Annotated in this window: 12 protein-coding genes; 8 read left to right on the forward strand and 4 right to left on the reverse strand. The window is 30.9% G+C overall.

What is annotated here, in order from left to right; all coding sequences use genetic code 11:
• Window positions 1-127: 127 nt before the first annotated feature.
• On the forward strand, window positions 128-3559 hold the full coding sequence (locus GFJ99_RS07630; protein ID WP_153208222.1) for a methylmalonyl-CoA mutase family protein: 3432 nt from the start codon (window positions 128-130) through the stop codon (window positions 3557-3559).
• A 72-nt stretch (window positions 3560-3631) separates the two neighbouring features.
• On the opposite strand, the gene GFJ99_RS07635 is transcribed toward GFJ99_RS07630, so the two are convergent.
• Entirely contained in the window at window positions 3632-6370 is a 2739-nt protein-coding gene (locus GFJ99_RS07635; protein ID WP_153208223.1) for a choice-of-anchor I family protein, read from the reverse strand.
• Between the two features lie 158 nt (window positions 6371-6528).
• On the opposite strand from GFJ99_RS07635, the gene GFJ99_RS07640 reads away from it, so the two are divergent.
• Window positions 6529-7005, forward strand: coding sequence for a GyrI-like domain-containing protein (locus GFJ99_RS07640; RefSeq protein WP_153208224.1), 477 nt, complete (start codon window positions 6529-6531; stop codon window positions 7003-7005).
• Here the strand turns inward: GFJ99_RS07640 and GFJ99_RS07645 are convergent.
• Window positions 7002-7373 (reverse strand): YchJ family protein, encoded by a 372-nt coding sequence (locus GFJ99_RS07645; RefSeq protein ID WP_153208225.1) that lies wholly within the window; start codon window positions 7371-7373, stop codon window positions 7002-7004. The genes GFJ99_RS07640 and GFJ99_RS07645 overlap by 4 nt on opposite strands.
• A 3-nt stretch (window positions 7374-7376) precedes the next feature.
• The gene (locus tag GFJ99_RS13645; protein WP_008253734.1) at window positions 7377-7517 is read right to left on the reverse strand and encodes a hypothetical protein; all 141 of its coding nucleotides are present in this window, start codon (window positions 7515-7517) and stop codon (window positions 7377-7379) included.
• A gap of 107 nt (window positions 7518-7624) precedes the next feature.
• Between GFJ99_RS13645 and GFJ99_RS07650 the strand changes: the two genes are divergently transcribed.
• Entirely contained in the window at window positions 7625-8140 is a 516-nt protein-coding gene (locus GFJ99_RS07650; RefSeq protein ID WP_153208226.1) for a hypothetical protein, read from the forward strand.
• A 38-nt stretch (window positions 8141-8178) separates the two neighbouring features.
• Here the strand turns inward: GFJ99_RS07650 and GFJ99_RS07655 are convergent, their stop codons facing one another.
• Window positions 8179-8739 carry a DUF1543 domain-containing protein gene (locus GFJ99_RS07655; protein WP_153208227.1) on the reverse strand — a complete coding sequence of 187 codons (561 nt, stop codon included), beginning with the start codon at window positions 8737-8739 and terminating at the stop codon, window positions 8179-8181.
• 125 nt (window positions 8740-8864) lie between these two features.
• Between GFJ99_RS07655 and GFJ99_RS07660 the strand changes: the two genes are divergently transcribed.
• The 5 genes from GFJ99_RS07660 to GFJ99_RS07680 all read left to right on the forward strand — a co-directional run bounded on the left by GFJ99_RS07660 (window position 8865) and on the right by GFJ99_RS07680 (window position 14696).
• Window positions 8865-11051, forward strand: a complete 2187-nt coding sequence (locus GFJ99_RS07660) for a glutamine synthetase III (RefSeq protein ID WP_153208228.1) — start codon at window positions 8865-8867, stop codon at window positions 11049-11051.
• 73 nt (window positions 11052-11124) lie between these two features.
• Complete coding sequence (locus GFJ99_RS07665; protein ID WP_153208229.1) at window positions 11125-11907, forward strand: OmpA family protein; 783 nt, start codon at window positions 11125-11127, stop codon at window positions 11905-11907.
• A 127-nt stretch (window positions 11908-12034) separates the two neighbouring features.
• Window positions 12035-12922 carry an OmpA family protein gene (locus GFJ99_RS07670; RefSeq protein WP_153208230.1) on the forward strand — a complete coding sequence of 296 codons (888 nt, stop codon included), beginning with the start codon at window positions 12035-12037 and terminating at the stop codon, window positions 12920-12922.
• A 42-nt stretch (window positions 12923-12964) separates the two neighbouring features.
• Window positions 12965-13801 carry an OmpA family protein gene (locus GFJ99_RS07675; protein ID WP_153208231.1) on the forward strand — a complete coding sequence of 279 codons (837 nt, stop codon included), beginning with the start codon at window positions 12965-12967 and terminating at the stop codon, window positions 13799-13801.
• A 43-nt stretch (window positions 13802-13844) separates the two neighbouring features.
• On the forward strand, window positions 13845-14696 hold the full coding sequence (locus GFJ99_RS07680; RefSeq protein ID WP_153208232.1) for an OmpA family protein: 852 nt from the start codon (window positions 13845-13847) through the stop codon (window positions 14694-14696).
• Window positions 14697-14725: the final 29 nt, after the last annotated feature.

Here is a 14725-nt window from a genome sequence, read left to right on the forward strand (position 1 = left end):
ATGTATTATTTAATAAATTGTAAATCAAATATAGCGTTTTTTTTCTAGTGAATTAATTCTGAAATTTGAATGGAATAAAATTATTAAATTCGTAAATTGCACCCTTTAAAACGAATAAAAATTACAGATGGAACTACAAACTCCTTATATTCCTAAAAATAAAGTAAGAATTGTGACCGCAGCGTCGCTTTTTGATGGACACGATGCAGCCATTAATATCATGCGTAGAATTATTCAAGCTACTGGTGTTGAGGTAATTCACCTTGGACATGATAGAAGTGTAGAAGAAGTTGTAAATACTGCTATTCAGGAAGATGCTAATGCGATTGCAATGACATCTTACCAAGGTGGTCATAATGAGTATTTCAAATATATGTATGATTTGCTTAAGGAAAAAGGAGCAGGTCACATCAAAATATTTGGTGGAGGTGGAGGAGTTATCTTACCTTCTGAAATCTCAGAATTACACGAATACGGAATCGAAAGAATTTATGCTCCAGACGATGGTCGTGCCATGGGATTACAAGGTATGATTAACGATTTAGTTCAACGTTCCGATTATCCAATTGGAGATAAACTAACAGGAGAATTATCGCATATCGAAGAGAAAAACCCAACAGCAATTGCAAGATTAATTTCTGCAGCTGAGAATTTTCCAGAAATTGCAAAATCAGTTTTTGACCAAATTCACCAAAAGAATGAAACGTCTAAAATTCCAGTTTTAGGAATAACAGGAACCGGTGGTGCAGGAAAATCATCGTTAGTTGATGAATTAGTGCGTCGTTTTTTAATCGATTTCCCAGAAAAAACTATCGGATTAATTTCGGTTGATCCATCAAAACGTAAAACTGGTGGCGCTTTGTTAGGGGATAGAATTCGTATGAACGCCATCAATAATTCTCGTGTTTACATGCGTTCGTTGGCTACTCGTCAATCTAATTTGGCATTGTCTAAATATGTGGCAGAAGCGATTCAGGTTTTAAAAGCAGCTAAATACGATATCATCATTCTAGAAACTTCAGGAATTGGACAATCGGATACTGAAATTATGGATCATTCTGATGTTTCGTTATATGTAATGACACCAGAATTTGGAGCAGCAACTCAGTTGGAAAAAATCGATATGTTGGATTTTGCAGATTTAGTGGCGTTAAATAAATTCGACAAACGTGGTGCTTTAGATGCGATTCGTGATGTAAAAAAACAATACCAACGCAATCATAATTTATGGGATGTGGATACGGATACGATGCCAATTTTTGGAACTATCGCTTCGCAATTCAACGACCCAGGAATGAATACGCTTTACAAATCTATCATGGATAAGATTGTAGAGAAAACAGGAGCTGATTTAAAATCGACTTTTGAAATCACGCGTGAAATGAGTGAGAAGATTTTCGTAATTCCACCACACAGAACACGTTATTTATCTGAAATTGCAGAAAACAATAGAAAATACGACGAAACAGCACTTTCTCAAGTAGAAGTAGCTCAAAAATTATACGGAATTTTCAAAACGATTGAAACTGTAACGAATGTCAAACTGAGCTTGTCGAAGTTTGGCTTAGATGCTGATGAGATTCTGAAACAGGTTCAGAATGACAAAAAGGATTTCACAAAATTGTTAATTGCAGAATTCGACCGTGTAAAAATGAATCTTGACCCATACAACTGGGAAATCATTTTAACTTGGGACGAAAAAGTAAACAAATACAAAAATCCGGTTTACAGCTTTAAAGTTCGTGATAAAGAAATCAAAATCGCAACGCATACGGAATCGTTATCACATTCTCAAATTCCAAAAATTTCCTTACCAAAATACCAAGCTTGGGGCGATATTTTAAAATGGAATTTACAAGAAAATGTACCAGGAGAATTTCCTTTTACGTCAGGATTATATCCATTTAAACGTGAAGGAGAAGATCCAAGTAGAATGTTTGCCGGAGAAGGCGGACCAGAAAGAACAAACAAGCGTTTTCATTATGTTTCTGCCGGATTACCAGCAAAACGTTTGTCAACCGCATTTGATTCGGTTACTTTATACGGAAATGATCCACACATTCGTCCCGATATTTATGGAAAAATTGGTAATGCCGGAGTTTCGATTTGTTGTTTAGACGATGCTAAGAAATTATATTCAGGTTTCGATTTAAGTCATCCGTTAACTTCGGTCTCGATGACGATTAATGGTCCTGCACCTATGTTGTTAGGATTCTTTATGAATGCTGCCATCGATCAAAACTGTGAAAAATACATTATTGAGAATAATCTTCAAGATGAAGTAGAAGCTAAAATCAACGAAATCTATAAGAAAAAAGGAGTGGAGCGTCCAAGATATCAAGGCGCTTTACCAGAAGGAAATAATGGTTTAGGTTTGATGCTTTTAGGAGTAACGGGAGACCAAGTTTTACCTTTTGAAGTATATCAAGATATCAAAGTAAAAACCTTAGCACAAGTTCGTGGAACGGTTCAAGCCGATATTTTAAAAGAAGATCAAGCGCAAAATACCTGTATTTTCTCAACTGAATTTGCGTTACGATTAATGGGTGATGTTCAGGAATATTTTATCAAACAAAACGTTCGTAATTTTTATTCGGTTTCCATTTCAGGTTATCATATTGCTGAAGCAGGAGCAAATCCTATTACACAATTAGCTTTCACACTTTCAAATGGTTTCACTTATGTGGAATATTATTTGAGCCGTGGAATGAATATAAATGATTTTGGTCCGAATTTATCATTCTTCTTCTCAAACGGAATTGATCCAGAATATGCGGTAATCGGTCGTGTAGCACGTAAAATTTGGGCGAAAGCCATGAAAAACAAATACGGGGCTAACGAAAGAGCGCAAATGTTGAAATATCACATTCAAACATCTGGTCGTTCATTACATGCACAAGAGATTGATTTTAATGATATTCGTACGACTCTTCAAGCGTTATATGCGATTTACGATAACTGTAACTCTTTACATACGAATGCATACGATGAAGCGATTACAACTCCAACAGAAGAATCAGTGCGACGAGCAATGGCAATTCAGTTGATTATTAATAAAGAATTAGGTTTAGCTAAAAACGAAAACCCAATTCAAGGTTCCTTCATTATTGAAGAGTTAACCGATTTAGTAGAAGATGCTGTTTTACAAGAATTCGATAGAATTACTGAGCGTGGCGGTGTTTTAGGTGCAATGGAAACGATGTACCAACGTTCGAAAATCCAAGAAGAATCATTGTATTATGAAACTTTGAAACATACGGGAGAATTCCCAATTATTGGTGTAAACACCTTCTTGAGTTCAAAAGGTTCACCAACAGTTATTCCTGCTGAGGTTATTCGTGCAACAGAAGAAGAAAAACAATATCAAATAGATATGTTAGCTAATTTACATAAAACAAGTGCAGAAAAAGTAGCGGAACACATTACTATTTTACAAGATGCAGCAATAAAAAACGAAAACATTTTTGAAAAATTAATGGATGCTACTAAGGTTTGTTCGTTAGGTCAAATTACAGGTGCGTTGTTTGAGGTTGGTGGTCAATACAGACGAAATATGTAATTTAAATTGAATTAGATATAAAAAAAGACCTTTCATAATTGAAAGGTCTTTTAGTTTAATCATAATCACTAACTACTTAATTATGATTTTTTCAACAACACCATCGTTAGTTTTAAGAAGATAAATTCCTTTAGGATAATTCATTTCTAAACTTGATATATTTTCTTTTTCAGTAATTTTTCTTCCTGAAATATCAAAAAGACAAATTGAAACTTCTCTATTAAAATAAATAATTCCGTCTTTTACTGGGTTAGGATAAACAACTAAAGTATTTGTATTTGGATTAAAATTTTCATTAGATAAAACATCATTAGTAATTTCATAAACACTAATTGTAGCACTTACTTCATTTGCCATAACCACTAATCCTTTTGAAAGGGGGCTATCTGTTGCATTAATATAAATAATGCCTTCAGGACCTAAATCACCACCTAAAGTACCAATGGTTCTGTTATTTTTATAAGAAACAAATACTGGAGCTATCGGATTTGTAATATCATATGTTATTAAACCTCCAATTCTTTCTAAAGTTATAAAAGCATAAGTTGAGCCATTAATTTCAGCTACTGTGATTCCTTCTGGTTCTGGACCTTTGTTATCACTTCTATTTTTTAAATTAATATTGTCGTTACTCACATTAAATAAAGCACCAAAAGTTGGGTCGTTTGCTGTTATTTTTTCAAAATCATCACCACTGTCATAAACCAATTGACCTGTTGATGCATTCCAAATACTAAAAGATCGAGCACCAAATACATGAATTTCATCAAAATCACCATCATTATCTGTATCACCTGAAGCATTAGTAACGGTTAATCTACCTAAGTTAATATTCTTTTTAAGAAATGCAGCATTAGGAAAAGCAGTTGGGTCTAAAACATATGAGCTATTACTTATACGCACTTCTTCAGACAAACCACTATAATCTCTAGAGTCACCTTCATTTGCAGTTACTAAGTATGTTGTACCAGCAATAGTATAATGCGCCATTGCATCTGGCATATACATTCCTTTTATTGGCCAATTTCCCATAAATATACCATTAAATTGATCTGAAGTATCTAAAGTATTACCAGGTAAATTGTGATCTTTTAGTCCTAATGGTAAAATAGCTGAAATTTGATTTGTTACTAAATCTATTGTTGCAATTGCGTTATTTTCTTGCAAAGTAACCCAAGCTGTTAATCCGTCATCAGCAACAGTAATGTATTCTGGTTCCACATCTTTAGAAACAGTTGCATTAACTCCAAAAATTCTAAGTCCAGAAGCTTTTAAAGTTGCTAATTGACTATCAAAAGCGTTGAAATTTATATGAGTAACATCAGATTGTTGTACATTATTAAATCCACCAGAAACATTAATTACTGAAATACTGCCTTCTGGATCTATCGTATAATCATTACTTGGTTGTCCTTCATTTGCAGTTAATACTTTAGATCCATCTGGAGTAAAAGTAATCATATCAGGCAAAACACCAACTTCTACTACAGAACCAATAGTTCCGTTAGTATCCATAAAAATTACTTTTCCATTTGCAAAACCTGCACCTTCAACTGTTGCTACAACAATGCCATTTTTTACTGCGATACTAGTTCCTCCAATTCCATAAGCCGATAAGTCTATTGATTGGATGGTTGAAATTGCAGATGGGTTAGAAAAGTTTAATATTTCAACTTTTGAAGCCGTTGAGTTCATTACAAATAAGCGCTGAGTTGTTGCATCATAAGCTACAATTTCAGCTGAACCTGTAGCATCAACTACATAATTAGATAAGAAATTAATGTTTAAAGAATTTGTAGCAACAGGTACTTCAGCTTCATCATCTAAAATATAAATTGTTTTTTTAGATAATGCACCGATAGTTGCACCATTAGGATTAATTAATTCTAATTGTAAATATTTATCACCATTTGCAACGCTATTATCATTTAAAATTACAGTAATAAATTGACTAGTAGTGTTTGCAAGAAAGGTTACTGTTTGATTAGTAAAAGAATATTCTACTCCATTTGTAGCAGTTCCAATTGAAGTTGAAATGATTACATCTACAGTAATTGAACTTGTTGAAGGATTTGATAAATTTAGTAGGACATCAATAGTGTTGTCATTTTCATTTACAATTGCAGTTTCTGTAGCTATCGTAATAGTATAAGTTGTACCGTTAAACATAGCAGTATTAAAAGGTAAATCAGGGGTTGTCGCATTTGCACTGTCATCTGCTGCAGTGTCTTCCAATTGCCAATTTGCCATATTATTTATTTGTGATAAATAATTGTTTAAAGTAAACCCAGTTCTGGGACCATTATAGTTAGCCATATCGGTTCCTTCAGGTAAAAGAATTGCCGAAGAACCAATTGTTAATCCCGAATTAGTTAAATCTCCAAATCCAGTTGTGGAATTAGATATTGCTGCCAACATTGTTGTAACAGTTCTAGGAGATGTTCCTAAAAAAGCAAAAAGGGCATCACTTGATGATGAAAGTCCACCGGCATTATTTAATGTTATAGTTCCAATAGAAGGAGTAATTGCAGTACTTATATTATTAATTGTAATAACTGTACCAGCTGAAATAACAGTTGTACCAGATGACCAAGTAAAATCTCCTTCGTCATTACCAAAACTTGTTCCATTCCATTCGGAATCACAAAAAATAATTGAAGAATTTGCTGGAATTTCTTTAAATGTTACAAATGCAACATCATCATTTCCATCGGCATTAAAACCTACAAAAGCAATATCTCCTGTAGAAGCTAATTGAGCTTGAATAAATAAGCTCATTAAACTAAAAAGCAAAGTAATTTTAATTTTCATAATATAAGTTTGTGTTATTTTGGCAAACTTACTTTTAAATCATAGTTGGGGTGGTTATGGTAAAATCATCAATTTATTTTTTAATCATTATTTAAATGTTTTTTTTTAATTAAGGAAGTAAATTAATTGTTAATTATATTTGCTATTAATTTCAAGTAATGGATGTTTCAATACTTTTTTTTTCAAATACTAAATTAATCGGTAAAAAACTTACATTTACTTATGCAGATTATAGCGCTTTTGAGTTATGGAGTAATTTTATGCCAAGATTAAAAGAAATTAAAAATGTGGTTGGAACAGATTTATATAATATCCAAATCAATCCTGATAATTTTGATTTTAATCCAAATACGCCTTTTGTAAAATGGGCAGCAATTGCGGTTTCTAGTTTTGATTTTATTCCAGCTGATATGGAAATTCTTGAAATATCAGAAGGTTTGTATGCTGTTTTCAATTATAAAGGAAATCAAAGTAATGCTGCTGCATTTTTTAATTTAATTTATACTGAATGGTTGCCAAAATCAGATTTTGAATTAGATAACAGACCGCATTTCGAAATATTAGGAACGAAATATAAAAATAATGCACACGATTCTGAAGAAGAAATTTGGATTCCCATTAAAAGAAAGGTTTAATATTCTCCATCTACATAAAACCATTTCCCGTTTTCCAATTTAAAAGTCGAGTGTTCGTAATGTACTTGTGCTTTTAAATTTTCATCTAAATAATAGGCTTTAAAGGTAACTGTGTTTTCTGTACTGTTTAAAACTTCTAATTTTAGCCATGTATTGGATTGGCTCCAAGTTAAGATATCTTTTTTGTTATGGAGTTTCCGTTTAGAAATATGAGTAGTGTTTACCAAATAATCTGCATCGCCTGTTGCAAAAGCACTATAGCGCGAACGCATTAAAGTTTCTGCTGTTGGAGTATTTGCAATTCCTTTAATATAAGGTTCGCAACAATCTTGAAAAGCAATTAAATTTCCGCAGTAGCAACCCAACATAAATTACGAATTAGATTCATTAAATTTTCGTTGAATTTCTTTTAATTTTTCGGCACGAGCATTCTTTTTTGCTTTCGCTTTTGCTTGCTCTTTGTGCAATTTATCGTTGTGTGCCTTAATATTTTTTGGATTATTTCTTCCCATTTTACAAGCTTTTTTGAAGTTTCAAAGATACGAAAATTATATTGGATAAATTTTTGGCACAACAATTGGTTATATTTACAAAAGAATAAATTTAAAACATAAATATTATGAAAAAAATTACTTTATTGATAGCTTTTATCGGGATGATAACACTACAAAGTTGTACAGTTAACGAAGTTCAAGATAATGTTGATAATGATACTATAGCTGAGGTTTTTGAATTGAGAAACGTTAATTTTAGTTATAATAATTCAACAGGTGGATACTTTATTTATAGAAGTTTAAATCCTCAAATTTACGCTTCTGATAATGTTTTAATTTATAGAATGTCTGATTTAATAGATTCTAATACACCTGTTTGGCAATTAATACCTAGGACTTTATATTTGAATGAAGGTGAATTGGATTATGATTTTGATTTTAGTAGAGAAGATTTTACTATTTATGCAGATGGAACTTATAATTTATCTGTAACACCAGAGTATATTTTTAATCAAACATTTAGAATTGTAATTATACCAGGTTATTTTTCAAATAGAAGTGCTACACAAGTAGATTTTAATGATTATAATGCGGTAATTGAAGCTTACGGAATTAATCCTGCAAGTATTAAAAGAATATAAACCAAAAGAGCTATCCAATTCGATAGCTCTTTTTTTTATTAAGATATTTTATCAATCTTTAAATAACCAATGTGTTTTTCGTCTTCGGAAGTTGCATTGGTTTTTGTAATTTTCAAACGATACTTCAATTTGAATTTGTCAGAAAGAATGTCTTCAATTTTATGAATGTCATCTACATCAACACCATATTTGTCGTCAATATGTGATTCGGCTCCTTTAAAACCGAAATGTTTGTAAAAAGTAGTTTGCTTTGCTTTCTTAATAGCTTCTGCTTTTGTTTTTGCTACAGCTAACACTTTATAATGATATTCTTCAAAGTCTCCTTCTTTATATCCTCCTAAATTCAGAAAGAATAATTGCTCTTCTTGTTCTGTTTTTTCATCTTTATGAACTACTTCTATCGCAAAACCATCAACTAAAGTAACTTTTTGCCATGCATCAATATGTATTCTTCCTTTTGCTTCAGGCCAAAAAGCATTCATATCAGGAATTAGTTCTTTTAAATTATTACCAATTCCAAAAAAAATATCGTGTTGTTCGGTAAATCGTCCTTTTGGAGTACATCCGAGCATAATCATGTGTAAATTTATCGTTTTCATGTTGTAAAAGTAATAATTTTATATTTTACCCCTAAAAAAATAGGGTGTAATTATATATTTAGTAAAAAATTAATATATTTGCATAACTTTTCAAGGGTATAATACAAACACACAAACACAACATTATGTCAACATTTCGTTTTCAAGCTTTAAGAAAAGCAACAGACAGAAAACCAGTTCATGTAGAAGAATTGGATAGAAAATCAGTTATTTTTGGTAGTAATGTCTTTGGTGACAAAGCTATGCGACAATTTTTAACTCCAGAAGCTTATAAAGCAGTAAAAGCTGCAGCAGACGGTGTTAAAATTGATAGAAAAACTGCAGAGTATATTGCATTAGGAATGAAAGAATGGGCTTTGTCTAAAGGTGTAACACATTATACACACTGGTTTCAGCCTCTAACAGGAACAACTGCAGAAAAGCATGATGCTTTCTTTGAAACTTTTCCTGATGGAAGTGATCCTGTTGAAAAATTTGGTGGAAGTCAATTAGTACAACAAGAGCCAGATGCTTCTTCTTTTCCAAATGGAGGAATTAGAAATACTTTTGAAGCAAGAGGTTATACCGCTTGGGATCCAACATCACCAGCATTTATTTTTGGAACTACGTTATGTATTCCAACAGTTTTTGTTTCTTACACAGGTGAAGCATTAGATAACAAAACACCTTTATTAAGAGCTTTAAATGCTATTGATGCTGCAGCAATTGATGTGGCAAAATATTTTGACAAAAACGTTAAAAAAGTAACTCCAACTTTAGGTTGGGAACAAGAATATTTCTTAGTAGACACTGCTTTAGCTAACTCTAGACCAGATTTACTAGCAACGGGTAGAACTTTATTAGGTCATACAGCTGCAAAAGGACAACAATTGGATGATCATTATTTTGGTTCTATTCCAACAAGAGTTTTAACGTACATGCGCGATTTAGAAAACGAATGTATGTTATTAGGAATTCCAGTAAAAACGCGCCATAACGAAGTAGCGCCTAATCAATTTGAGTTAGCGCCAATCTTCGAAGAAACAAATTTAGCGGTTGACCACAATTCATTATTAATGGATGTGATGCAAAAAGTAGGGGAACGTCATGATTTTAAAGTATTATTTCATGAAAAACCGTTTAAAGGAGTTAATGGATCTGGAAAACACAACAACTGGTCATTAGCTACTGATACTGGAATTAATTTATTAAGCCCAGGTAAAACGCCTATGAGCAACCTTCAGTTTTTGACTTTCTTTATTAATACGATTAAAGCGGTTCATGATAATGAAGAATTATTAAGAGCTTCAATTGCGTCTGCAAGTAATGATCACCGTTTAGGAGCTAATGAAGCGCCACCAGCAATTATTTCAGTTTTCATTGGTCAACAATTGACTAAGGTTTTAGCTGAATTAGAAGGTGTTTCAAAAGGAAAATTATCTCCAGAAGAAAAAACAGATTTAAAATTAAATGTTGTAGGTAAATTACCAGACGTTTTATTAGATAATACAGATAGAAACAGAACTTCGCCATTTGCTTTTACAGGAAATAAATTTGAGTTCAGAGCCGTTGGTTCTTCTGCAAACTGTGCAGTTTCTATGACTACTTTAAATACAATTGTTGCTAAACAATTAAAAGATTTTAAAATTGAAGTGGATGCTTTAATTGAGAAAAAAGATTTAAAGAAAGACGAAGCTATTTTTAATGTTTTAAGAGAATACATTAAGCAAACAAAAGCTATCCTTTTTGAAGGAGATGGTTATAGTGAGGCTTGGGAAAAAGAAGCTAAAAAACGTGGATTGAGTAATCATAAAACAACACCTGAAGCTTTAAAAGCAAAAGTTTCTAAAAAAGCAATTGAATTGTTTAGTGAAATGGGTGTAATGAATCATGTTGAGGTAGAATCGCGTTACGAAATTGAATTAGAAGAATACATGAAGAAAATTCAAATTGAAGGACGTGTTTTAGGAGATATTGCTCGTAATCATGTGGTTCCAACTGCTATTCGTTACCAAAACGTATTGATTGAAAATGTTAAAGGGTTAAAAGAAATTTTCGGTAAAGACTTTGAAAAAGTTGCAAAAGAGCAAATAGGAATGATTAAAGAAATTTCTGAACATATTGAAGGTATAAACACGAAAGTTGAAAAAATGACTAACGAACGTAAAAATGCAAATGCCCTTTCTGATTCAGAAAAAATGGCAGCTGCTTATTGCGATAAAGTAAAACCTTATTTTGAAGAAATTCGTTATCACGCTGATAAATTAGAATTGTTAGTAGACGACGAACTTTGGACACTAACAAAATACAGAGAATTATTATTTACGAAGTAATTTTGTCTAAATTAATCTTAAAACCTGTTCATTTGAGCAGGTTTTTTTTATTTTCGTCATAAATAAAATTAGAATGAAAAAATATTTAGGATTATTTTTATTACTGAGTTCCATTTCTTTTGGGCAAAACAAGTTTACGGTTTATTTTGATACCGATTCTTACCAATTACAACTTTCTGAATTAAATAGATTAGATGATTTTTTAAAGAACAAAGAGTTGAAATTTACGAAAGTAATTGGGTATTGCGATTATCGTGCTTCAAATGGTTATAACGATACTTTGGCATTTAACAGGGCTAATTTTGTTAATGGAATTATCGATAAAGTTACCAATCAAAAGCAAATAGCAATTGAAAGTAAAGGGGAAAATTTTGAACAAAATTCTGACTTGGCTTTAAATAGAAAAGTAGAAATTTATTACTCAGAAATTCCAGTAAGTGTTATTGAAAAAGAAATTGTTGAAGAAGGTCAAAATAGTTTAGTCAATCAGGTTTCTACAGCTAAAGTTGGGGATAAGTTAATTTTAAAAAATTTACATTTTTATAATCGTTCAGGAAATTTTGTTCCAGAATCGCGACCAATTTTAGAGGAATTACTGAAAATTATGTTGGATAATCCTAACTTAAAAATTGAAATTCAAGGTCATATTTGTTGTCAAAAAGGAACTGATGTAGAAGATACAGCAAAAGTAAGAGCATTAGCTGTTTATAATTATCTTATTAATAAGGGTATTGATAAACAACGTTTAAGTTATAAAAGTTTTGGAAGTTCTAGACCAATTCATACCATTCCAGAAAATAATGAAATTGAGCGAAATGAAAACCGAAGAGTAGAAATTCAAATTGTTGCAAATTAATTTTAAACTTCAATTTTTTTAAGCTGTTGTAAATGAATTTATTAAATAGTAAAAGTAAGTTCTTTCTATAATAAGTTTTTTTAATACTTATTTATTTTTTATATTCGTTACATTAAAAATACCCTAAATGAAATACGTATTATTGCTGTTTGGATTACTACTTTCAGCACAAGAAAAAGCGAGTTTTTATTTTGATTTTGATCAAGATAGATTCAATCCTAAGCAAAACGAATTGTTTTTGACTTGGTTGAACAAAGACGAAAATCGCGAAATTTTAATTATTAATGGGTATTGCGACTGGTATGGTACTTTTGATTATAATGATACATTAGCCTACAAAAGAATAAATACGGTACAAAATGAACTTCAGACAAAAGAAAATGCCACCATTTTTTTTAGTGACAAAATTATAATTAAAGGTTATGGCGAAAGAGTTCAAACAAGAAAAGAAAGGCGTTTTAATAGAAGAGTCGATGTTTTTTATAATGTTTTGCCTAATAAACGAATAGCTACTCCTGTTGTTTATGATTCAGAAGTTTATACAGGTCAGGTAATCAACAAAGTGCCGGAAAAATTAAATCAATTTGAAGAAGCAAGAGTTCCTGATGCTGATGAATTAATTGAACCAGTAGAACTTCATCAAACACCATATGACACAGCAAAAGTAGGCGATAAGTTGGTAATGAATAATTTATATTTTTATGATCGTTCCGGAATTTTTGTTCCAGAATCTTTGCCAGTTATGGAAGAACTGTTAGCGTTTATGATTGCGCATCCAAAAGTTAAAATTGAAATTCAAGGTCATATTTGTTGTCAATTAGGCGAAGATCCTGAAGATATTGCATTAATTAGAGCTATTGCAGTTCATAATTATTTAGTTGCAAATGATATTAATGATGAAAGGTTGATGTATAAAAGTTTTGGAAGCACACAACCACTTCATAAAATTCCAGAAAAAAACGAAAAAGAGCGAAATGAAAATCGTCGCGTTGAAATCCTTATCTTAGAAAATTAATTTTTGGCATAGTTTTTCGTTTTATTTTATAAACATGATTTCATGAAATATATTTATTCCTTTATAGTAGTTGTTTTGTTTCAAATGTCATTCGCACAAGAACAAGCGATGTTTTATTTTGACAACAATAAATTTGAATTGAACAATACTGAAACAGCCAAACTTCAAAAATGGATTTTAGAAAATAAAACTTCAAAAATTTTATCGATTACAGGTTCCACAGACGAAGTAGGAAGTTCCGGATATAATGATACTTTGTCTTTAAAAAGAGTAAGTTATATTTTTAATCAAATACAAGGAAAAGTAAATATTAGAGCCGATTTTAAAAGTATTTCTCTGGGTGAAAAAGGAGCTACTTCAATAGATAAAGCTGAAAATAGAAAAGTGATAATTCAATATTTGATAGAAAGAGATTTAGCAAAAGAAAATAAAATCTTAGGGATAAAAGAAGAAATTCTATTAGAAACAATTGACACTACAAAAGTAGTTTCTATAGAAAACCAATTTAAGAATGCAAAAGTTGGAGATAAAATTATTATTAACACTATAAATTTTTTTATTACAACAGATCAAATTATTCCAGATTCAAAATTTGCATTAGAGCAATTGTTAGATTTGTTAAGAAATTATTATGTTTTGAAAATTGAAATTCAGGGTCATATTTGTTGTAATCCATTGCCTAAAGATAAAAAGTCATTAAGATTATCAGAAAAAAGAGCAAAAAAAATACATGATTTTTTAGTTGAAAATGGTATCGATAAGAATCGTTTAAAATACAAGGGATTTGGTTCTTCTAAACCAATTTATATAATACCAGAATCAAATAATGAACAAGAAAGGTTAAATCGTCGAGTAGAAATCCTTATCTTAGAAAATTAATTTTTGGCATAGTTTTTTTAATTCCATAAGAAAGTAAAATTTGATGCAATTTTTATTTAGTACTATTTTTATATTTTTGACTCTTTTGGGGTTTTCCCAACAAACATTTTCCGTATATTTTGATACTGCTAAGTATGATTTAACTTCCCAAGAAAGCAAACGATTACAGGATTGGATAAATCTGAATTCAAAGTCGAAAATCTTATCAATGGAAGGGTTTACAGATGAGGTGGGTTCTATAAGTTATAATGATACTTTGTCGTTAAAAAGAGTAGGGTATATTTATAATCAAGTTCAGAAAAAAGTTCCTGTAAGAGCTGATTTCAAGACTAATGGATTTGGTGAATCAAAACTAATTTCAGAAAATAAAGCAGAAAACAGAAGAGTTACAATATATTACCTTTCTGAATTTCAAATTGAATTAGAAGAATTTATTATTAATGATTTTAAAGTTCAAAAAAGTTTGGATTCCTTATCAATTAAAGCACTTGATAAACTCAATATTCACCCCAAATTAGCTTTAAATGAAATCGTTCAAAAAGTTCCAGAAGGGACTCTTTTTAATTTGGAAGACATTCAATTTCATTTTGATTCAGCAGTTTTGATGTTAAATGCAAAAGAAGAATTAAATAAGTGGTTCGTAGTGTTAAATAAAAATCCAAATTTAAAAATTATTGTACAAGGCCATATATGTTGTATTCCGAAAGATGATATTTTACTATCTTCAAAACGAGCAAAAGCGGTCATGGATTATTTAGTTTCAAAAGGAGTAGAGAAAGAAAGAATTCAATATATCGGTTATGGTTCCACACGACCTAAATTTATAATTCCTGAAAAAAACGGATATGAAGCTTTAATGAACCGAAGAGTTGAAATAGTAATTCAAGAAAAGTAAAGACTAAATTATTTTGCGTAATTTTGATA

Origin of the sequence: Flavobacterium sp. LMO6, assembly GCF_009495795.1 — a bacterium.
GTDB lineage: Bacteria > Bacteroidota > Bacteroidia > Flavobacteriales > Flavobacteriaceae > Flavobacterium.